Annotated in this window: 18 protein-coding genes; 15 read left to right on the plus strand and 3 right to left on the minus strand. The window is 62.5% G+C overall.

Annotation, left to right across the window (positions count from 1 at the left end; all coding sequences use genetic code 11):
* Window positions 1-32 precede the first annotated feature (32 nt).
* Window positions 33-1,262, minus strand: a complete 1,230-nt coding sequence (locus YY7_RS0110030; RefSeq protein ID WP_051396632.1) for an ABC transporter substrate-binding protein — start codon at window positions 1,260-1,262, stop codon at window positions 33-35.
* Between the two features lie 24 nt (window positions 1,263-1,286).
* Entirely contained in the window at window positions 1,287-2,426 is a 1,140-nt protein-coding gene (locus YY7_RS0110035; protein ID WP_028163118.1) for an acyl-CoA dehydrogenase family protein, read from the minus strand.
* 78 nt (window positions 2,427-2,504) lie between these two features.
* On the opposite strand from YY7_RS0110035, the gene YY7_RS51245 reads away from it, so the two are divergent.
* Genes YY7_RS51245 through YY7_RS0110055 form a run of 4 tightly spaced genes read left to right on the plus strand, consistent with a single transcriptional unit; the run spans window position 2,505 to window position 7,682 of the window.
* A complete protein-coding gene (locus YY7_RS51245) occupies window positions 2,505-3,371 on the plus strand; it encodes a FadR/GntR family transcriptional regulator (protein WP_080663651.1) in 867 nt (288 codons plus the stop codon).
* A 55-nt stretch (window positions 3,372-3,426) separates the two neighbouring features.
* Window positions 3,427-4,236: an enoyl-CoA hydratase/isomerase family protein gene (locus YY7_RS0110045; RefSeq protein WP_028163119.1), complete on the plus strand. Its 810-nt coding sequence runs from the start codon at window positions 3,427-3,429 to the stop codon at window positions 4,234-4,236.
* A gap of 46 nt (window positions 4,237-4,282) precedes the next feature.
* Window positions 4,283-6,484 (plus strand): acyl-CoA dehydrogenase, encoded by a 2,202-nt coding sequence (locus YY7_RS0110050; protein ID WP_245287239.1) that lies wholly within the window; start codon window positions 4,283-4,285, stop codon window positions 6,482-6,484.
* Between the two features lie 10 nt (window positions 6,485-6,494).
* Window positions 6,495-7,682 (plus strand): CaiB/BaiF CoA transferase family protein, encoded by a 1,188-nt coding sequence (locus YY7_RS0110055; RefSeq protein ID WP_028163121.1) that lies wholly within the window; start codon window positions 6,495-6,497, stop codon window positions 7,680-7,682.
* Window positions 7,683-7,713: 31 nt separating this feature from the next.
* Here the strand turns inward: YY7_RS0110055 and YY7_RS0110060 are convergent, their stop codons facing one another.
* The gene (locus tag YY7_RS0110060; RefSeq protein ID WP_245287240.1) at window positions 7,714-8,196 is read right to left on the minus strand and encodes a MarR family winged helix-turn-helix transcriptional regulator; all 483 of its coding nucleotides are present in this window, start codon (window positions 8,194-8,196) and stop codon (window positions 7,714-7,716) included.
* Window positions 8,197-8,437: 241 nt separating this feature from the next.
* Here YY7_RS0110060 and YY7_RS0110065 point away from each other — a divergent pair, with 241 nt between their 5' ends.
* The 11 genes from YY7_RS0110065 (at window position 8,438) to YY7_RS0110115 (ending at window position 20,028) form a co-directional block, all read left to right on the plus strand.
* Window positions 8,438-8,749, plus strand: a complete 312-nt coding sequence (locus tag YY7_RS0110065) for a hypothetical protein (RefSeq protein ID WP_028163123.1) — start codon at window positions 8,438-8,440, stop codon at window positions 8,747-8,749.
* A gap of 39 nt (window positions 8,750-8,788) precedes the next feature.
* Entirely contained in the window at window positions 8,789-10,108 is a 1,320-nt protein-coding gene (locus tag YY7_RS0110070; RefSeq protein ID WP_028163124.1) for a Rieske 2Fe-2S domain-containing protein, read from the plus strand.
* Between the two features lie 201 nt (window positions 10,109-10,309).
* Window positions 10,310-11,125 (plus strand): PDR/VanB family oxidoreductase, encoded by an 816-nt coding sequence (locus YY7_RS0110075; protein WP_245287241.1) that lies wholly within the window; start codon window positions 10,310-10,312, stop codon window positions 11,123-11,125.
* A 35-nt stretch (window positions 11,126-11,160) separates the two neighbouring features.
* Window positions 11,161-12,450, plus strand: coding sequence for a CaiB/BaiF CoA transferase family protein (locus tag YY7_RS0110080; protein WP_028163126.1), 1,290 nt, complete (start codon window positions 11,161-11,163; stop codon window positions 12,448-12,450).
* Window positions 12,451-12,674: 224 nt separating this feature from the next.
* A complete protein-coding gene (locus YY7_RS51250; protein ID WP_196237244.1) occupies window positions 12,675-13,916 on the plus strand; it encodes an ABC transporter substrate-binding protein in 1,242 nt (413 codons plus the stop codon).
* Window positions 13,917-13,942: 26 nt separating this feature from the next.
* Complete coding sequence (locus tag YY7_RS0110090; protein ID WP_028163127.1) at window positions 13,943-14,842, plus strand: NAD(P)-dependent oxidoreductase; 900 nt, start codon at window positions 13,943-13,945, stop codon at window positions 14,840-14,842.
* 58 nt (window positions 14,843-14,900) lie between these two features.
* Window positions 14,901-15,743, plus strand: coding sequence for an ABC transporter ATP-binding protein (locus YY7_RS0110095; protein ID WP_035689752.1), 843 nt, complete (start codon window positions 14,901-14,903; stop codon window positions 15,741-15,743).
* Window positions 15,715-16,425: an ABC transporter ATP-binding protein gene (locus tag YY7_RS0110100; RefSeq protein ID WP_028163129.1), complete on the plus strand. Its 711-nt coding sequence runs from the start codon at window positions 15,715-15,717 to the stop codon at window positions 16,423-16,425. The genes YY7_RS0110095 and YY7_RS0110100 overlap by 29 nt, the downstream gene beginning before the upstream one ends.
* 61 nt (window positions 16,426-16,486) lie before the next feature.
* On the plus strand, window positions 16,487-17,368 hold the full coding sequence (locus YY7_RS0110105; RefSeq protein WP_028163130.1) for a branched-chain amino acid ABC transporter permease: 882 nt from the start codon (window positions 16,487-16,489) through the stop codon (window positions 17,366-17,368).
* 83 nt (window positions 17,369-17,451) lie between these two features.
* Window positions 17,452-18,438, plus strand: a complete 987-nt coding sequence (locus YY7_RS51255; RefSeq protein WP_196237245.1) for a branched-chain amino acid ABC transporter permease — start codon at window positions 17,452-17,454, stop codon at window positions 18,436-18,438.
* A gap of 69 nt (window positions 18,439-18,507) precedes the next feature.
* The gene (locus YY7_RS0110115; protein ID WP_028163131.1) at window positions 18,508-20,028 is read left to right on the plus strand and encodes an aldehyde dehydrogenase family protein; all 1,521 of its coding nucleotides are present in this window, start codon (window positions 18,508-18,510) and stop codon (window positions 20,026-20,028) included.
* Window positions 20,029-20,032 lie beyond the last annotated feature (4 nt).

Consider the following 20,032-nt stretch of genomic DNA (forward strand, 5'->3'; position numbering starts at 1 on the left):
TTCGCGAGCAACGCTGCGAACGCCCGGATGGATCACTCGGCGGACAGCGGATCGCCTGCCAGTGTCCAGCTCTCTCCGTCGAAAATCGCGATCCGAAGCGTCTTGAACGGCGTGTAGTCGTCGGGATGCATGCTGATCGAGATGCCCGGAAGCATCATCGGCAGCCGTTCGCCATGGAGCGATGTCGCCTGGCGAATGAGGTTGTCCCGCGTCAACTGATCGCCGCATTTCTTCAGGGCGAGCGTCACGGCGTGGACGTTCATGTAGGCGACCAGGACGGAATAGTCGTCCGGATTGGCTGATGGCGCATATTTCTTCAGGAAGCTCTTGTAGGCCTTGACCTCTTCGTCATCGACCCATGCCGGGTCGCCGGGTTGTTTGAGGAACTGTGTCGTGACCAGACCTTTCGATGCCTCGAGGCCCGCCGGCTTCAGGATGGTCTCCACGGATGCCGTCGAGCCGCCGATTACGTGGAGCGGGCGCCACTTGAGCTCGTAGACCTTCCGGATCGATTGCGCGGCCGCCTTCGAGGACGATTGTTCAATCAGCGTGTCGATGCCGGCGGCTTTCAACTGAACGATTTGCGAATCGATCGTCGGATCGGCGAGTTCGTACGAAACCGCCGTGACGATCTGCGCCGCCTTTTCGCCAAGCCCGGCCCGCAAGCCTTTGAGGTAGTCCTTTCCGTAATCGTCGTTCTGGTACAAGACGCCGATCTTGGCGTCGGGTTTTGCCTTCGCGATATATTTGGCGACAACGCGGCCTTCCGTCTCGAAATCAGGGTAGAGCGGCACGGTCCACGGAAAAGCCTTGGGATCGTTGAAGCGGCGTCCGCCGGCGGTGATGAAAAGCTGCGGCACCTGTTTGGAGTTCAGATATTTCTGAATCGCGACATTCGGCGCCGTTCCGATGGTGCCGACCTCAGCGAGCACGCCGACGTCCTCGATGAGCTTGCGCGACTGCTCGACCGCCTTGGGCGCACTGTAGGCGTTGTCCAGTTGCGTGAAGCTGATCTTGCGTCCGTTGATCCCGCCTTGCGCGTTCAGCATTTCGAAATAGCCGACGACCGCCCGTCCTGCGCCGGCACCGAAAGCAGAGGCCGGACCGCTGAGCGGGGTTGATTGGCCAAGCTTGATCTCGGTGTCGCTGGCTCCCGGGCTATAGGCGTGTTGTGCGTAAGCAGGTGATGCGGCGAGAAGCGCGGATATGGCGACGGCGAGCCAAATCCGATGGATGGTACAGGTCAAGATCGTTTCCTCCATGTTGTATTTGATTGTTCATTGTTGTTATCGCAGCAACTCGCGGGCGATCACCACGCGCTGGATCTGGTTGGTGCCTTCAAAGATCTGGGTCAGCTTGGCGTCGCGCATCATGCGTTCGACCGGATAATCCATGGTGTAGCCGTAGCCGCCGAAGATCTGGACGGCATCGGTGGTGACCTTCATGGCGGTGTCGCTGCCGATGCATTTCGCCATGCTGGCGAGCAGGTTCAATCGCTTCCAGTCGCCTTCATCGCCGGCCCGCGCGCATTCGTAGACGAGTGCGCGCGCGGCCTCGATCTGCATGGCCATGTCCGCAAGCATGAACTGCACGCCCTGGAATTCCGAGATCGATCGCTTGAACTGCTTGCGTTCCTTCGCATAGGCGATGCAGGCGTCGAGCGCGCCCTGCGCCAATCCCACCGATTGGGCGCCGATGGTCGGCCGGTTGAGATCGAGCGCGCGCATTGACGCGCGAAAGCCTTTGCCTTCCTCGCCGACGAGGTTCTCGGCCGGAACCCGCACATTGTCGAAGAAGATCGGCGTATTCGGAGCGCCGTGAAAGCCCAGCTTTCGTTCGTGTCGCCCGAACGAGATGCCCGGCATCTGCTTCGGTTCGACGATGAAGGCGCTGATGCCGTCCGCACCGGCACTGTCGCTCGTCCGCGCCATCACCACGATATAGTCGGCGACGACGCCATAGCTGCACCATTGCTTGCGGCCGTTCAGGACGTAGCAGTCGCCATCTTTCCTGGCGCGGGTGTTGAGCGCGGAGACGTCCGAGCCGGCCTGTGGCTCAGAGATCGCGATCGCCGTCACGACGCCGCCCTTGGCGATGATCGGCAGGTATTTCTTGCGCTGTTCCTCCGAGCCGAAGTGAAGCAGCGGCATGATGAACATGGTGTTGAGGGCTGCGATCGAGGCGCAGGCGGGCGAGACCTTCGAGATCTCCTCGCGCGCGATGCAGGCCATCGTCAGATTGCCGTTCGGGCCGCCATATTGTTCCGGCACCCAAAGCTGCATCAGCCCCATCTCGCCGAACAGCTTCACGATCTCGAGTGGGAAACGATCAGTCTCGTCGATCTCGGCGGCGATCGGCGCCACATGCCGGGCGACCATTCTTCGGATGTTGTCGCGAAACGCGGTCTGCTCCTCGGTGAAGCTCATGGGTTTCCGCCTGTTTTTTTGTAAGGAGCCCAAAAAGGGGCTTCCATTGAATGGGTGATCCATTTAATAATTCACCCGATGAACACCAAGTCAAGCCCTCGGAGCTCCACCCGGCCGCGGTTGGCCTCGCTCAACCGGCGGGAACGGGCCCCCGATCACCGTGCAGCCGGGGCACCGGCTGCACCGCAGTTCCGGCCGATCCATACCCGCCGCGCATTCGAGGAAATCTGTGAGCGTATTCGTGAGCAATTGGCGCTTGGCGTGCTGAAGCCCGGGGACAAGCTTCCGGCCGAACGCGACCTGGCCCAGCAACTCGGCGTCAGCCGCAATGTCCTGCGCGAGGCGCTGCGAAGCCTCGAGATGGCGGGCGTGCTGCGGCTGCAGAAGGGCGTCAAGGGAGGGGCCTTCATCCGCGAGGGCGATACCAGTCGCATGAACGACGTCATGCGAGACATGCTGAGCCTTGGCACGATTTCAGTGCGCGAATTGTCGGAAGCGCGTGTCCATGTACTTGATCTCGTCGTACGGCTGGCGTGTGCGAATGTGCGGGCGGCCCATCTCGACGCGCTTGAGGCGAATGTCGCGCGCACCGAACTTGCCACGCGCGAAGGCCGGCTGCTCGACCGGGTCGAGTGCTCGCGGGAGTTCTACAAGCTGCTGGCCGCGGCGACCGGAAACAAGGTGATCGCGATGATCATGGATTCGGTCACGGAGATTCACATGCGTTTCGTCTATGCCAAGGTAGCATCGAGCGGCGTCGCGATGGCCCGGCTCGCCGAAAAACGCCGGCAGTTTCTGGCCGCGCTGCGCGAGCGCAATGTCTCGTCCGCCACGCGCCTGATGCGCACGCATCTCGAATCCGTGCAGCGGATGCTGGAGCAGGATCCCGGCGCCATGTCACTTCATGTTGCCTTGGCGGAGGTCCAGCCCGGTTTCCGCCGTTGAGCGGCGGCATGTGACGACCTGCCTCGCCTGAACAAGAATATAAACGGAGGAAAATGTGTCCAGATACGCCAATTACGAGTGCCTGAAGATCGAGGTTGCGGACAAGGTGGCGACCGTGACCTTGAACCGCCCGCAGGCGCGCAACGCGATCAATCAGAAGCTGATCCGCGAACTGCGGACGATCTGGGATGACCTCGCCGATGATCACGCCGTCAATGTCGTGGTGCTGACCGGTGCCGGCGATTTCTTCAGCGTCGGTGGCGACGTGAAGGCGATGTCGGAACGGCCGGGCGGCGACGTCCTCGAGGAGGGCGAGGTCCATGATCCCATGATCAGCCGGCGCGGGGTCACCCGCCAGCTCGAGCTCGACAAGCCGATCATCGCTGCCATCAACGGCGATGCGATTGGCCTTGCTGCGACCCACGCGCTCTTGTGCGACATAACGGTGATGGCCGAAGACGCGCGGATCGGCGACACGCATGTCTCGCGGGTCGGCCTGGTCGCGGGCGACGGAGGCACCGTGATCTGGCCGCTGCTCGTTGGGATCAACAAGGCCAAGGAATTCCTGATCCGCGGCACGCTCCTAAGCGGCAAGGAGGCCGAGCGGATCGGGCTGGTCAACCATGTGGCGCCGCGCGCGGAGGTGCTGGCCAGGGCCCGCGATATCGCCGTGGAGCTTGCGAACGGCCCCACCTGGGCCATTCGTTGGACCAAGCTGTCGATCAACCAGATCGTCAAGGATCGCGTCAACATGCTGCTCGAAGCCTCTATGGCCTTGGAGCAGGTGACGTTCGAGACGGCTGACCACAAGGAAGCGACCACGTCCTTCAAGGAGAAGCGCAAGCCGAAATTCGGCCAGGCTTAGCCCAGTCATGCGCGCGACCGAGCTCGCGACTGAAGACACGAGGGAGATGCTCCGGGATTCCCTGCGCGGATTTCTCGGCCAGCATTGGCGCGCCGACGCCATGAAGCACGGCCCGTGCCCGGAGGAGATCGCCGCCGTCTGGAGCAAGCTCGTGGGTCAGGGCGTTGCGTCGCTTGGCAGCGATCCCGACATGGGAGGGCTGCGCGAGGTCCTGGTGGTGATGGCGGAGCTGGGCCGCGCCGCATGCCCGGCGCCGATGTGGTCGGCAGCTCTCGCCAATTTCGCGCTCGCGGGAGCAAGGTCCGAGGCTTCGGTCGATTTGCTAAGGCGCCTGCATGCGGGCAGCGCGCGCATCGCGCTCTCGTTTGGGGCATTTGATCCGGACCGCGCGGCTGGAGCCATCGAGGTCACGAACATGAGGGCAAGCGGACTGCTGCGGTTTGTCGAGGCGGCGGGAAGCTGTACGCATCTGCTTGTGCCGATCAGTCCATCGGCGCTTGCGCTTGTTGCGATGGATGGCCCGGGTGTCGGCGTTGAACCAACCCGCGCGACGGGCGCCTGGGGCCTTCACCAGGTTCGGCTGAACGCTGCGCCGGCTGAAGTCATAGAAGTCGAATTCCTTGCCGTCCATGACCTATTGCGCAAGGCCAAGCTGGCGCTGATGGCGCGGGCGCACGGCGCCTCGCGGCGCGGGTTCGAACTGGCGATCGACTATGCCAGGGAACGCCGGCAATTCGGGCAGCCGATCGGAAAGTTCCAGGCGATCCAGCACAAGCTGGCCAATTGCTTGATCCTGCTCGAAGGCGTACGCCTGATCCTCGACCATGCAGGGGAACTGCATGATCGTGGCGATCGTCATTGGCCGTATTTCGCCGATTGCGCCGCCTCCTTTTCCGCCGAGGCGCTGCGGCGTGTTTCGCTCGAGACCCAGCATACGTTTGGCGCCATCGGCTATGCCGAGGAGCACGAGGCGCCATTGCACTTCAAGCGCGTGCATCTCGATACGATCGCGCTCGGCGGCGCGGCACATGCGAGGCTCGGAATAGCCTCTTTCCTGCTGGATGATGGCGGTGCGGAACTGCCGCAATACGATCTCGGTCCGGCCGGCAATGCGCTGCGCGAACAGGTCCGGCAATGGCTGGAGCAGAACTGGTCGGGCGAGCGCAAGGCCGCCTTTGACGCGCAGCCGTTCGCCAAGCGCGAGTTCGATGCCGAGTTCGCGCTTGATGTCGGCAAGACCGGCTGGATCGGGTTGGGATGGCCGAGCAAATTCGGCGGGCAGGGGCGCTCGCCGCTGGAGCAGATCGCCCTCATCGAGACGACGGAGCGGGGCGAAGCGCCGCGGATTGGCGCCGCGATCCAGGCCAACGCTCTGATGATGTTCGGCACGCCGGAGCAGCAGCAGAAATATCTGCCGGAGATTCTCCGCGGCGAAGCCATGCACGGCATGGGCTACAGCGAACCCCAGGCAGGCTCCGATCTCGCCGCGCTGCGCACCAGTGCCGAGCGCGATGGCGATCAGTGGGTCATCAACGGCCAGAAGATCTGGACCACGACGTGGTGGGGCAAGTACATGTTCCTGGCCGCGCGCACCGACAGGGACGCCAAGCCGCCGCATGCCGGCATCAGCATGTTCATCGTGCCGATGAACACGCCGGGCATCTCCATCCAGCCGGCGACGACGATGTATGACGGCTCCTTTGCCAATATCTTCTACGACAACGTCCGCATTCCCTTGGACAACCTCGTCGGTGAGGTCGATAGCGGCTGGAAGGTGCTGACCGGGGCGCTCGCTTTTGAGCGCGGTCTGGTCGGCGGCGGCATCGTCCTGAAGGTCGCCCACGCCTTCGAACAATTGCGCCGGCATATCATGGCGGTAGAAGCCGACAGGCCGCCGCTCGCCAATGACCCGATCGTCCGCGACAGAATGGCCGTACTCGCGTCTGACATCGAGGTCGGCCGTCAGTTGATGATGCATTGCGCGGAACTGGCGGCTGATGGCGTCACCCCGCCGGAATATGGCGCGATCAGCAAAGTGTTCTCCAGCGAGCTGATGGAGCGCTTCGGCGAAACCGCCCTCGACATTCTAGGCCAGCGCGCCGCGCTTTCCGAAGGGATGCCTGATGCAATCGACAATGGACGGTTCGAACAGAACCTGCGTCATTCGCTGATGTGGGTGATCAGCATTGGAACCAACGAAATTCAGCGCAGCCTGATCGCGCAACGGGCGCTTGGGTTGCCGAGATAGGAGTGGCCGCATGCCGCAGCTCAACACCGCCACCGCACCCCTGGAAGGCGTCAGGGTGCTCGATTTCTCGATCATGCTGGCAGGTCCCTATTGTGCGCGGCTACTCTCGGACGTCGGTGCGGAAGTCATCAAGATCGAGCCGCCGGAGGGTGACGACATGCGGCTGCGTGCACCGCTCCGCGACGGCCACAGCGCCTATTTCGGCCAGCTCAATGCCGGAAAGCGGAGCCTGGCACTCGACCTGAAGAACAGCGAAGCGATCGGCCTCGTTCACAGGCTGGTAGAGCAGACCGATATCGTCGTGGAGAATTTTCGTCCCGGTGTCATGGACCGGCTGGGACTCGGCTATGAGGCGCTGCGCGAGATCAATCCGCGCCTGATCTATTGTTCGATCTCCGGCTATGGCCAGTCCGGTCCGGCGGCGGAACGTGCGGCCTATGCCATGATCGTTCACGCCGAAAGCGGGTTCGATCGTGCGCTGATGCGGTATGCAGGCGATCGCGACCGTCCCGCAGCGGGTGCGGTGTTCGTGGCCGATCTGCTCGGAGGCATCTTCGGCTATTCGGCGATCCAGACCGCGCTCGTGCAGCGATCGCGCACCGGAGTGGGGCAGCGGATCGACATCGCGCTGATGGATTGCATGCTGAACCTGCTCGTCTACGAACTGCAGGAGGCGCAGTTCCCTGTGTATGCGCCGCGGCCGACTTATGGTCCCGTGCGGGCCAGCGATGGTGATATCCTGATCGCGCCGGTGACGTCGCGCAATTTCGCCGCCCTTTGCGAGGTGACGGGAGACCGCGCGTTGGCCGAGGACGCCCGCTTCAACACTGTGCCGGCGCGTGGCGCGAACTGGGGCGCAATGATGCAGCAAATCGAGACGTGGACCGAGCGCCACACGGTGCGAGAATGTATCGCGGCGCTCGATCGCGCCGGCGTTCCCTGCGCCGAATATCGCGATCCCGGCGCGGCGCTGACGGATCCGCATCTTTCGCAGCGCGGCGCCTTCGCGACGATTGCTGACGGCGCAGGCGAGTTTTTCGGCGTCAATCCACCCTGGAAGATGTCGGGAGCGGACTGCTTCATGCGGCGCGAGGTGTCGGCGGTCGGCGCGCACCGCGACGAGGTGCTGTCACGGGCGCTGGGCTTGTCATCCGCGGAAATCGCCAGCCTGGCGGAAGCAGGAGCGTTCGGAAAATAGTTCGCCCGCGCCAGCGATGCTGCAGAAGAATTCAATCCTCGGATGATCCGGAAGAGCCCGATGGCGTCGCCTTTGCGATCGCCAGCATGCATTTCAGAAAATGCGCGCGATCTTCCTTGCGCAGCGGCGCCAGCATCAGGTCCTGCAGTTCTGCAGCGGCGGGAACAACGCTGAAGAGGGCGGCCTCTCCCTTGGCGGTGATCTGAACCTGCACGGAGCGCCGGTCTTCCGTATTGCTCTTTTTCGAGATCAGCTTTCGCGCCGTCATTCGCTTGAGCATCTCGCTCAGCGTGTTCCGGTCGCAACTGATGTGCTCCGCGAGGACCGATGGCGTGAGCGGGCCGCGTTGATACAGCGCCATGAGCACGCCGAACTGCCGGGGGGTGATGTCACTCTGGCGCGTCACTTTCTGATAGAGGACGTCGTAGCGGGCTTCGAGCAGCCGAAGAAGAAAGCCGATGCCACCTTCCAGCCGCCAGTTTCGGGCGAGCTCCGCAACTGAATCCGTCTTCATTGTCTTGTCGGCTGACATGCCGTTGTCGACCCGTGCTGTAGTCCATCTGACACCAAGTCACCGTAGCCGTTAGCAGCTTGGTGTTCCGTCCTCAACCCTTGGGACTGGCTGCCGAGAGCAGGCCGATCTGAAAGCCGGTCCGAAAGGCCGCATCGGTCCTTGCAAGATAACTATCGATATAGTACGTATACGTAACAAATGCGGACGCGAACGGATCAAGGTTCGCGCAGGGAGGATGGTTTTGGATCTGCGCCAGTTTTTGTCGATCCCGTATCTCCTTGAGGCTGAAGCCGTCGAAACCGAGCCAGGCAAGTGGCTTCTGCGGCTCGCTTATCCGGAACTGCCCGGCTGCATCGCAGAAGGGTTTGTCGTCGAAGACACGCTCAGAGAGCTCGAACGACGACGGATCGAACAGATCGTGAGCCTAGTGGAGGCGGGCAGTGAGCCGCCCGTTCCTCGAAAGCCGCTAGCCGCTTCCGATCCGCTGTGGACCGCCCGCGATCTGGGCTTGCCACCCCGCATCGCTGCTCTCCTCGAGCGCGCGGCCAAATGAGGCCTCGCGACGAATTGTTGAATTGAGCGGAGGAAGGTCATGCTATCGCACGAAGACAATGAAAGACTGGTCCGGGTCGGGAAGGGCACGCCACTTGGCGAGCTGTTCCGGCTGTATTGGATTCCCTTTCTGCCGTCAGCCGATCTCGTCAACGACGAACAGCCGAAGCGCATCCGGTTGTTGGGCGAAGATCTGGTCGCCTTCCGCGACACCGATGGCCGCGTCGGATTGGTCGATCATGCATGTCCGCATCGCGGCGCGCCGCTGATCTTCGGCCGCAACGAAGATTGCGGATTGCGATGCGTCTATCATGGCTGGAAGTTCGATGTGACAGGCGCGGCGGCGGACATGCCGGCCGAGCCGGTTCGCAGCCGCCTGAAAGAGCGCGTCCGGATCAAGGCCTATCCCTGCCGGGAGCGCAACGGGATGCTTTGGACCTACATGGGGCCGGATGCTGCAAGCCCTCCGCCGCTTCCGAACGTGGAGTGGAATCTGGTGCCGGCGGACCAGGTGCATGTCTCCGTGCGCGTCCAAGAGTGCAACTGGCTGCAGGCGGTCGAAGGCGAAATCGATTCCGCCCACGCGCCGCTGCTGCACGGCCGGCTCGACTCCCAGGGCACCACGAGCGCGTGGATTCAGAAGCGCGACCTCCGTCCGACGTTTGAGTGCATCAAGCAGGATTTCGGGATGAGCATCGCCGCCCGGCGGAACTACGACGAGAACACACTGTACTGGCGCGTCAACCAGTTCCTCCTGCCGTTCTATACGCTCGTCCCGCCACTATCGCCGTTCCCCGATTTGAGCGGGCACGCCTGGGTGCCGATCGATGACGAGAATACGCTGTGCATCATGTTCTCGTATCATCCCTCGCAGCCATTGGCGCAGAAGACCCGTCAGATATTCGCAGAGGGGCACAACGGTCGGGAGAGCGGGCACGCCAGCAGGCATGCACTCGTCCAGCACCCCGTGACCGTTCCCTACGCCGGATACTGGACCAAATACAATCCGCAGAACGGCTTCCAGTTCGACTATGAGGCGCAGCAGACCACCTGGTTCTCGGGGTTACCCGGACTGTGGGTGCAGGACGGCGCTTGTCAAAGCGGTGTTTCGCCGATCTACGACCGTACCAAGGAGAACCTCTGCTCCAGCGACACCGGCATTGCGATGACGCGGCGCTTCCTGCTCGAAGCGCTCGGCACTTATCGCGATCATGGCACCAAGCCGAAGGGCGTGACCGACCCCGACGTGTTCATGGTCCGCGCCGTGTCGCTGCAACTGCCGCCGGAAGACTCGTGGGTCGACGTCGGCGCCCGCTTCATGCGCGCGCAACTCGGCGCCGATTTCGGGTACAAGCTGTGAGCTCGTCCGCTCGCATTAAGCGCAATCATCGTGCAAGCGGAGGCGCCGGGGCTCATGGCTGAGAGCACCATGCAGGTCCGTGTCAAACGGATCGGCTACGAGGCCGAGAGCATCAATTCATACGAATTGGTCGCTCCCGGGGGCGGCAACCTCGTTCCTTTCACCGCCGGCTGTCACATCGATCTGCATTTGCCGAACGGAATGATCCGCAGCTATTCGCTCGTCAATGACCAGAGCGAACGGAAGCGCTATGTGGTTGCGATCAACAGGGATGCTGAAGGTCGGGGTGGCTCCAGGCTCATCCATGACACGGTGCGGGTCGGAGATATCATGACGATTTCGCATCCCAGGAACAACTTTGTCCTTCGGGAGAACGCGGCGCATTCGGTGCTGATCGCGGGCGGAATCGGCATCACGCCGCTGCTCTCGATGATCCGCCGCCTCGAGGCGCTCGACCGCTCCTGGGAGCTGTTTTACGCAGCGAGGACACGCTTTGCTGCGGCATTCCTGGACGATCTACATGCGCTTCGGCCCCGTGTTCATCAAAGCCTGCACGTGACCTTTGACCACGCACCGCTCGGCCGCAAGCTCGACCTTGCGGCGATCGTCGAAGGGGCCCCTGCGGAAGCGCATCTGTATTGCTGCGGTCCCACGTCGATGCTCGAGGCATTCGAAGCAGCGACCGCCGGTCGGCCCACCGAGTACGTGCACGTAGAATATTTCAAGGCAAGGGAAAAGCCGGCCGCCGAAGGTGGGTTTGAAGTGAGGCTTGCGCGCAGTGGCCGAACGATAACGGTTGAACCAGGCAAGACGATCCTGAACGCGCTGCTCGATGCGGGAATAACGGCGAATTACGCCTGTGCCGAAGGTGTCTGCGGCACCTGCGAGACCCGGGTGATTGAGGGAATTCCCGATCACCGCGATCAGTTTCTCAGCGCGGAGGAACGAGCGGTCAACAAAACAATGATGATCTGCTGCTCAGGTTCGAAATCAGCGACGCTCGTGCTGGATCTGTGATTGGAGATCTAAACAACAAACCGACGGGAGGAAGAATGCTGGATCAGCTCGAAGCGGAATTTCCGGAACATGCGCCGCGCCCTTCCGATGCGCCAAAAGCGCTGGATGGAATTCGGGTGATCGATTTCTCGCACTTCATCGCCGGCCCCTTCGCCACGATGATCCTCGCCGACATGGGGGCGGAGGTCGTCAAGATCGAGGCGCCGGAGAAGGGCGACGATCTTCGCCGTTATCCGCCCTTGCATCCCGATCTCAGGCACGGCGCTCCGTTTCTCTGGACCAACCGCAACAAGCGCAGCGTCGCGGTCGATCTGAAGTCGCCGGAAGGCCTCAAGGTCGTGCGTGAACTGATTGCCACGGCGGACGTCGTCGTCGAGAATTTCTCGACCGGCGTGATGAAGCGACTGGGCCTCGACTACGACAATTGCCGCAGAATCAAACCCGACGTCATCTATTGTTCGGTGTCAGCCTATGGCCGGGACGGCGCCTTTGCCGATCGGCTCGGGTTCGATCCGATCGCGCAGGTCGAGAGCGGGTTCGTGTCCATGAACGGCTATGCCGATCGCGAAGGCGTGCGCGCATTGTCGCCGGTCATGGATATCTCAACGGCGATGATGGCCTCGAATGCGATCCTCGGCGCGGTGGTGGCGCGCCAGCGCAGCGGTGTCGGACAAGCCATCGAGGTGTCCCTGTTCGACACCGCGGTGCTGATGACGGGTTACGCCACGCTGCAACATCTGTTCAGCGGCGCTGATACACAGCGGCATGGCAACACGTCTCCTGATACGTGCCCGTCGGGCGTGTTCCAGGCGCAGGACCGCTCCTTCTATATCAACTGCGGCAACGACAAGATCTTTCAGCGGCTGATGGCGCAAGTGATCGGCCGCGCCGACATGGCCACGGCCGAAATCTACGCGACCGGTCCCGAACGCATTCGCCGGCGCGACGAATTGTTCGCGATTCTTGGTGAAGCTTTCGCGCAGCAGCCATGGTCGTATTGGCAATCGCGGATGCGGGCGGCGGGCGTGCCCTGCGGGCAGGTGCGCAGCGTCGGCGAGGCCATTCGTTCTCCGGAAGCGCGCGAGCGTGCGATCGTGACACGCATCCCGCATCCCACGGTCGGATGGGTGCCGAATGTGAGCCTGCCGATCCGATATTCTGAAACCCCGGTCGTGGATCCCGTCGTTGCGCCGGCCGTGGGCCAGCACACGGAGGAAGTTCTGCGCGAGGTGCTCGGCTACGACGACGCGCGACTGGCACGCCTTGCGGAAGAGGGCGCGCTTGGCGCGCGTCGCCAGGTGGCGTCGGCGGGCAAGCAGGCATGAGCGGCGGAGCGATCGTACGCTCAGGGGCCACGCCGTCATCGGGATCCGCGCGACCGAGTAATATCCGTCGCAGCGCAATATCCTTAGGCGCTTTATAAATATATATAGCTTGATCGAAAAAATACTTCGTGTCTTAATTCGCGCTAAGGGTGCGCAGCATCCAAAAAATATCAGGGAGGAAGACGATGTCGCACGCGCGGCCACGCGATGCGTGGGGTTGTCTGTTGTCGTTAGCGTTGGGGGTGGGGACAGTCACCATCGTCACACCGGCGCACGCAGAGAACGGCATTACCGATACTGAAATTGTGATAGGCATCTCGGCCGCGTTGTCCGGCCCGAATGCGGGTTACGGCGCGATCGCCCGCGGCACCGAAGCGTGCTTCAATTACCTCAATGCTGAGCAGGGCGGCGTCAAGTTCGGCGACGGCAAGACGCGCAAGGTCCGGCTTGATATCTTGGATGATGCGATGGAGCCCGCGCGTGCGGTGCAGAATGCGCGTCGGCTGGTGAGCCAGTCCAAGGTGTTCGCGGTCGTCGGCAATGTCGGCACCGGCGCCAATCTCGGATCGCGGCCGTACTATAACGCCGAGCATGTGCCGCAGATGTTCATCGCAACAGGTGGCCCGATGTTCGGCGCAAAGTCCGAGGTCGAAAAGAACCCTTGGACCATGGCCGCGTGGCTGGCCTATAACACCGAAGCCGCGATCTATGCGGCGTTCATCAAGCAGAAATTCCCGGACGCCAAGATCGCGCTGCTCAACGATGACAGCGGCGGTCCGTTCTTTGCTGATGCGTTCCTGAAGTCGGCCAAGGAGCTTGGTCTCAACATCGTCGCTCGCGAAGAACACACCTATAGCGAACCGACGATCAACGCGAAGATCAGCCGACTTGCCGCTTCGGGCGCCGATCTGTTCGTCGATGCGACCACGCCAAAATTCGTCGTGCAGGCTCTCAAGCAGATGGCGGCAATCAACTGGAAACCGGTGCACATCATCTGGGGTGTCGGATCGAGCATCGGTGGCGTGTTCGAGCCGGCCGGCGTCGAGACCGCCAAGGGCGTCTATAGCGGCCAGTGGATGAAGGACCAGACCAACCCGGCCTACGCCAACGACGAAGACATGAAGCTCTACGTCGCCAAGCTCAAGCAATATGGCGGCTCGCTCAATCCCGCCGACCAGAATGCGGCGGCCGGCTGGTACGCCTGCCACGCGACCAAGGGCCTGTTCGAGCGGATGGAGCAGCCGACCCGCGAGGCCTTCATGAAGGCAGCTCGCAGCATGAAGAACCAGAAGGAACCGCTGATGCTCGATGGCATCACGCTGAACACCAATGGTGCCGAAGACGGCTACCCGATCGAGTCCGTGCAGATCTCCCAGTTCGACGGCGTGAAGTTCGTGCCGGTCGGCCCTGTCCTCAATTACGAGGGCAAGACGCCGCTCTACGAACCCCCAGCCAAGTCGCAATGACACGTCGCAACGAGGAGACAACGTCCATGATCAACAACACATTCAAGACCATCGGATTCATCGGGCTGGGCGCCATGGGCAGTCAGATGGTGAAGCATCTGAAGGGGATCGCCGACATTCTCGTCTACGATACCGATGCGGCCCGTGCGGCTGAGGCCGCTAGGGCAAGCGGTGGCCGGATCGTCGACGGTGTGAGCGGCATGAGCTCGGCCGATGCGGTCATCCTGATGCTGCCGACGAGCGTGATCGTCGACCAGGTGCTGCATGGCGCCGATGGCGGCAGGGGACTGCTCGATTATCTGCCCGCCGGCGCCATGGTGATCGACATGAGCTCGTCCGCGCCGACCAATTCGGTCGCGAACGCGGAGATCGCCGCCAAGAAGGGCGTCCACTTCATCGACGCGCCGGTCTCCGGCGGCGTCAAGGGGGCGGAAGCCGCTAGCCTGGCGATCATGGTCGGAGGTGCGCAGGCTGATTTCGATCGGGCGCTGCCGGTGCTGCAGAAGATGGGCGGCAAGGTCTTCCTGGTCGGCAAGGTCGGATCGGGCCACGCGGTCAAAGCACTGAACAACTTGCTGGCTGCCACAGCCTTCGCCGCCACCAGCGAAGTCTTCGCGGTCGGCGCCAAGTTCGGCCTTGATCCAGCGACGATGCTCAAAGTGATCGATGCGTCGTCCGGCCAGAGCTTCCAGACCACCCATGTCTGGCAGAAGGCGGTCATCGACCGCACCTTCCAGTTCGGCTTCGCGCTCGCGTTGATGGAGAAGGATGTCCGGGTGGCAATGTCGCTGTTCGACGCGATGGGATCCGATGCCCAGCTCTCGCGCACGACGGCCGCGATCTGGGCCAAGGCGCTGGCGAGCGCGGCGCCCGGCTCGGACATGACGGTCGTCGCCAAGCAGGCTGAAGCGGCCCTCGGCCTGTAACGCCGGGGAGATTGGAGAAGCAGCTTCCCTTAGCCCTCACCGTGGGGACGAAGATCGCATGAACGGCTCAACGGCTCATCTCTCCCCGCGGACGGCGCCGGCTTCCACGGCGCCGCCGAAGCTGGCGGTGGACAATCTGTCGCTCAGGTTCGGCGGCCTCGTTGCGATCAATGCACTATCGTTCCAGGTCAGGCGGGACGTCATCTGCGGCCTGATCGGCCCCAATGGCGCCGGCAAGACCAGTTTGTTCAATTGTGTCAGCCGCCTCTACAATCCGACGGAAGGCAGGATCACCTTCAACGGAACTGACATCACACGCTATCGGTCGAAGGACATCGCGAAACTCGGCATTGCTCGTACGTTCCAGAACCTGGCGCTGATGAAATCGCTGACGGTCCTGCAGAACGTGATGCTCGGCGGCTATCACCACGGTCGCACCTCGCTCTTGCACGCGCCGTTCGTGCCGGTGTCGCGGCGGTCCGAAGAAGCCGCCCAGCGCCGCGCGGCGATGGAACTGCTGGCGCGCCTGCAACTCGATCACCTGCACGATGAACGCATCGACAGCCTGCCTTATCCGACGCTCAAGCGGGTCGAGCTTGCCCGCGCGCTGGCGTCTCGTCCCTCGCTCCTGATGCTGGACGAGCCGGCTGGTGGGCTGTCGCATTCGGAGGTCGATGAACTCGCGCGGACCCTGATCCGGGTGCGTGACGAATTCGGCATGACTTTGCTGTTGGTCGAGCATCACATGGGCATGGTGATGAATGTCTCGGACGACATCGTCGTGTTGGACTTCGGCAACAAGATCGCCGAAGGCAAATCGGCCGACGTGAAGTCGGACCCTCGCGTCATCCAGGCCTATTTGGGGAAACAGCGTGAACGTTCTCGAAATCAAGGGCGTTAGCGCCGGCTACGGGCGCATCCCGGTGCTGCACGACGTTTCGCTCGCGGTCGGCGAAAAGAGCATCGCCGTACTGCTCGGCGCCAACGGTGCAGGCAAGACGACGACGCTGCGCGCCGTCAGCGGTATGGTCAAATATACGGGACAGATCCTGCTGGACGGCAAGGACCTGAAGGGACTGGGCCCCGACCGGATCGCGCGCCTGGGCATCGCCCACGGCGTGCAGGGACGCGGCACCTTCAGCGACCTGACCGTCGAGGACAATCTGGCGGTCGGCGCCTTCCGTCGCCGCGACAAGGCTGAGATCGCAGCCGATATCGAGCAGATGTACGCGCTGTTTCCTCGCTTGCGCGAGCGCCGCAAGCAGAAGGCGGGTAGCCTCAGCGGCGGCGAGCAGCAGATGCTGGCCGTCGGCCGGGCGCTGATGCTCAAGCCGCGGGTAATGCTGCTCGACGAGCCGTCGCTCGGGCTCGCGCCGGTCATCATCGATGACCTCTACGAGGCGTTGCAACGCGTCAACCGATCGCAGGGCATCGCGATGCTGATCGTCGAGCAGAACGCCAATCTGGCTTTGGAGATTGCCAATGACGCCTACGTGCTTGAGACCGGCTCGATGGTGCTGTCGGGCACGGCCCGAGATGTGTCCGAGAACGACGGCGTCCGCGCTGCCTATCTTGGTAACTGAATATCCGCGACCGGTCTTGGCTCATGCAGGTTAATCCAATAACTGAATAGAGAAGCTGACGATGCAGTACTTCTTTCAGCAGATCGTCAACGGCATCGGGGATGGCGCGATCTACGCGTCGCTGGGCCTTGCCCTGGTGCTGATCTATCGAACGACGAACATCGCCAATTTCGCCCAAGGCGAGATGGCGACATTCTCCGCCTACATAGCCTGGCAGATGGTCGATTGGGGCGTGCCGTTGTGGTGGTCGTTTCTCATTGCCATCGTTGTATCGATGATCGTTGGCGTGCTGGCCTATCTGCTGCTGGTCCGGTCGGTTCAGCACCGGGATGAATTGACGATCGTCATCGTCACGCTCGGCCTGTTCCTGGCCTTCAATAGTTTCAACGGCGCGATCTGGGGATTTCTGCAGCTCTCATTGCCGAGCCCGTTCCCCGAGAAGAGCTTCGCCATCGGCGCGCTCAGGTTCAATGCCGAGCTGGTCGGCACGATCGTAATTCTGATTGCGATCTCGACCGGCATGTTCCTGCTGTTGCAGCATACGCGGCTCGGCACCGCACTCCGCGCCTCGGCCTCCAATGCCACATCCGCGATGCTGGTCGGCGTTCCCTTCACGGCGATGATGGCGATCGGATGGGGACTGGCGGCCGGGCTCGGGGCGGTGTCTGGCCTGTTGGTCGGCCCGAAGCTGACGCTCGATCCGAACATGATGGGCGCCATCATCATCTACGCCTTCGCTGCGGCCGTGGTCGGCGGATTGACGAGCTATCGCGGCGCGGTTGTTGGCGGTGCCATCGTCGGCATCTCGCAAGCCCTATCGATGGCTTATCTTCCCTGGCTCGGTTCCGATCTGCAGATCCTGCTGCCGCTGATGCTGATCGTCGCTGTGCTGATCATCAAGCCTGAAGGTCTGTTCGGCAGCACGGTGGTGGTACGCGTATGAGCAGCATCGGAATTCCTGCCTTGCAATCGGTTCGGCACGGCGATGTGGCCGTCACCAAGATCGGTATCGGCTTCGTACTGGCGGTGATCCTGCTCGGCATGCCGCTTGTGATTCCTGAATATCAGACATTCCAACTGACCGGCGTGATGACCTATGCCGTGGCGGCGCTGGGCCTCAACCTGATCACTGGCTATGTCGGGCAGGTCTCGCTCGGCCACAATGCCTTCTTTGCTTTGGGGTCGTATGCCGCCGTGCTTAGCGTCGTGTATCTGGGCGTCAACGATGTCCTGGGGGTCCTGATTGCGGCGATTGTCACATTCATCGCCGGCGTGCTGGCGGGTTATCCGGCCAAACGGCTGCGGGGGCTGTATCTGGCCTTGATCACGCTGATCCTCGCCGTATCCGTCATCCCACTGGTCAAGCAGTTCAAGGCCTATACCGGCGGCGCGGCCGGCCTGATGGTCGACAAGCCGGTGCCGCCGGCATGGTTCACCCTGGGCCAGGATGCATGGATCTATTACATGGTGCTGGCGTTTACCGTCGTTGTCTTCTGGCTGGTCAGGAACTTCGTCGGCGGCAGTAATGGCCGGGCGCTGGCCGGCATCCGCGAAGGCGAACTGGCCGCGTCATCGATGGGCGTCGATGTCAACAGGCTCAAGGTGATCGTGTTCGGGGTTGGTTCGATGCTGGCCGGCGTCGGTGGTGCACTCGCGACCTTTACGATCGGTTTCATTGGCCCGGACTCGTTCACGCTGATGCTGTCGATCAGCTTCCTGGCGGCCATCGTCGTGGGCGGGCTCGGAACGATCTGGGGAGCTTTGGTCGCCGGCCTGTTCCTGCAGTTCGTGCCGTCCTATGCCTCGGATCTCGGCCAGGCGTTCTCCGGTGCGGTCTATGGTGGTATCCTGATTGCGTGCATGACTCTGATGCCGAACGGGATCGTCGGCTCGCTCATGAAGATTACCAGCAGTCGGCGCGAGGCCAGGAAAGCTGCCGATAGAGCTGCTGCGAAAAGCGCCGAGAAAGCGGCTGTGAAAGCCGCTGCCGATCGGGGCGTACGTGCCACCTGATCGCTCCGCCGGCTACTCATGAAAGATGCGGCTCGGCCGGTGGCTGCTATAACGATGGAAGGAAAGACCATGACTGTACAAGTTCAAATCAATGGAGGGCTGAAGGCATCCGTGAGCGAGGCGGACAGCTCCGTGCGCCTTGGACCGACGCTTCAACTGTTGAATGGCGAATGGGTCGGCAGCGTCGATGGTCGCACGCTGGCGGTCGAATGCCCCGCCACCAAGAAGACGGTCGCCCACACCCCGCGTGCGTCCGGGCAGGATGTCGAACGCGCGGTGGTCGCGGCGGAAAAGGCCTTCGTGAGCTGGAAGAAGGTGACGCCGTCTCTGCGCGGCAAGGCGCTGCTCAAGGTCGCCGACGAGCTTGAAGTCCGCGTTGAAGAATTGGCCCGCATCATCGCCCACGAAACCGGCAATGCGCTGCGTACCCAGGCGCGTCCGGAGGCGCTGACCTGCGTGGAGGTCTTCCGCTACTTTGGCGGTCTGGCAAGCGAACTGAAGGGCGATACGCTGCCGCTGGGCGATGACATATTGAGCTACACGAGGCGTGAGCCGCTCGGCGTCGTTGGCGCCATCGTGCCCTGGAACGCGCCGGCGACATTGTCGTCGATCAAGATCGCGCCGGCCGTGTGCGCCGGCAACACGCTGGTGCTCAAACTGGCCGAAGACGCGCCGTTCGCCGCCTTGTTCATTGCCGAAATCTGCAATCGGCATCTGCCGCCAGGCGTGTTGAATATCGTGACCGGCCTTGGTCCAGAATGCGGCGCAGCGCTCGCCACCCATCCGCGCATCAGCAAGCTGTCGTTCACCGGCTCGACCGCGGTCGGCCGCAGCATCCTGGCGGGCGCGGCGGACCGCATCGTGCCGGTATCGCTCGAGCTTGGCGGCAAAAGCCCAGCCATCGTCTGCGAAGATGCCGACGAGGATTGGGTCGTGCAGGGCGTTGCATCCGCGATGCGCTTCACGCGGCAAAGCCAGTCATGCACCGCCGGATCGCGGCTATTCTTGCACCGGTCGATCTACGACAAGTTTCTCGACAAGCTGGTCGCGCTGATGAACAGCTACAAGATCGGTAATCCGCTCGACGAAGCCACCGACATGGGAAGCCTGATCAACAACAAGCAATATGGTCGGGTCTGCGGTTACATCGAAGACGGCCTCAAGAACAAGGATGTCAAGCTGATCGCCGGCGGCCTGCCGCCGAAGGAGGGCCCGTTGAGCGCCGGCTATTTCACCATACCGACGCTGTTCGCCAGCACGTCGAACAACTGGCGTCTCGCTCAGGAGGAAATCTTCGGTCCGGTGCTGGTGGCGATCCCCTGGACCGACGAGGCCGAGGTGCTGAAGATGGCCAATGACAGCCACTACGGCTTGGCGGGCTATGTATTCTCGCGCAACACGTCGCGCGCCATCCGCATGGCCCATGAGATCGATTCCGGCTGGGTCCAGGTCAACCAGGGCAAGGGCCAGATCATGGGCCAGCCCTATGGCGGCTTCAAGCAGAGCGGGCTTGGCAAGGAAATGTCGCTGGGGTCGATGCTCGAGGGCTTTTCGCGGTTGAAGACCGTAACGGTCAACTTGACGCTCTGATCGG

The organism is Bradyrhizobium elkanii WSM2783, assembly GCF_000472865.1.
In the GTDB taxonomy this organism is placed as follows: domain Bacteria; phylum Pseudomonadota; class Alphaproteobacteria; order Rhizobiales; family Xanthobacteraceae; genus Bradyrhizobium; species Bradyrhizobium elkanii_A.

Bases quoted from the DNA above. Each gene is read 5' to 3' on its own strand.
- YY7_RS0110080 (WP_028163126.1), top strand. From the start codon at position 11,161: ATGCTGGATCAGCTCGAAGCGGAATTTCCGGAACATGCGCCGCGCCCT.
- YY7_RS0110105 (WP_028163130.1), top strand. From the start codon at position 16,487: ATGCAGTACTTCTTTCAGCAGATCGTCAACGGCATCGGGGATGGCGCG.
- YY7_RS0110030 (WP_051396632.1), bottom strand. From the start codon at position 1,262: ATGGAGGAAACGATCTTGACCTGTACCATCCATCGGATTTGGCTCGCC.
- YY7_RS0110055 (WP_028163121.1), top strand. From the start codon at position 6,495: ATGCCGCAGCTCAACACCGCCACCGCACCCCTGGAAGGCGTCAGGGTG.
- YY7_RS0110060 (WP_245287240.1), bottom strand. From the start codon at position 8,196: ATGAAGACGGATTCAGTTGCGGAGCTCGCCCGAAACTGGCGGCTGGAA.
- YY7_RS51245 (WP_080663651.1), top strand. From the start codon at position 2,505: ATGAACACCAAGTCAAGCCCTCGGAGCTCCACCCGGCCGCGGTTGGCC.
- YY7_RS0110035 (WP_028163118.1), bottom strand. From the start codon at position 2,426: ATGAGCTTCACCGAGGAGCAGACCGCGTTTCGCGACAACATCCGAAGA.
- YY7_RS0110095 (WP_035689752.1), top strand. From the start codon at position 14,901: ATGAACGGCTCAACGGCTCATCTCTCCCCGCGGACGGCGCCGGCTTCC.
- YY7_RS0110115 (WP_028163131.1), top strand. From the start codon at position 18,508: ATGACTGTACAAGTTCAAATCAATGGAGGGCTGAAGGCATCCGTGAGC.
- YY7_RS0110075 (WP_245287241.1), top strand. From the start codon at position 10,310: ATGATCCGCAGCTATTCGCTCGTCAATGACCAGAGCGAACGGAAGCGC.
- YY7_RS0110090 (WP_028163127.1), top strand. From the start codon at position 13,943: ATGATCAACAACACATTCAAGACCATCGGATTCATCGGGCTGGGCGCC.
- YY7_RS0110050 (WP_245287239.1), top strand. From the start codon at position 4,283: ATGCTCCGGGATTCCCTGCGCGGATTTCTCGGCCAGCATTGGCGCGCC.
- YY7_RS0110070 (WP_028163124.1), top strand. From the start codon at position 8,789: ATGCTATCGCACGAAGACAATGAAAGACTGGTCCGGGTCGGGAAGGGC.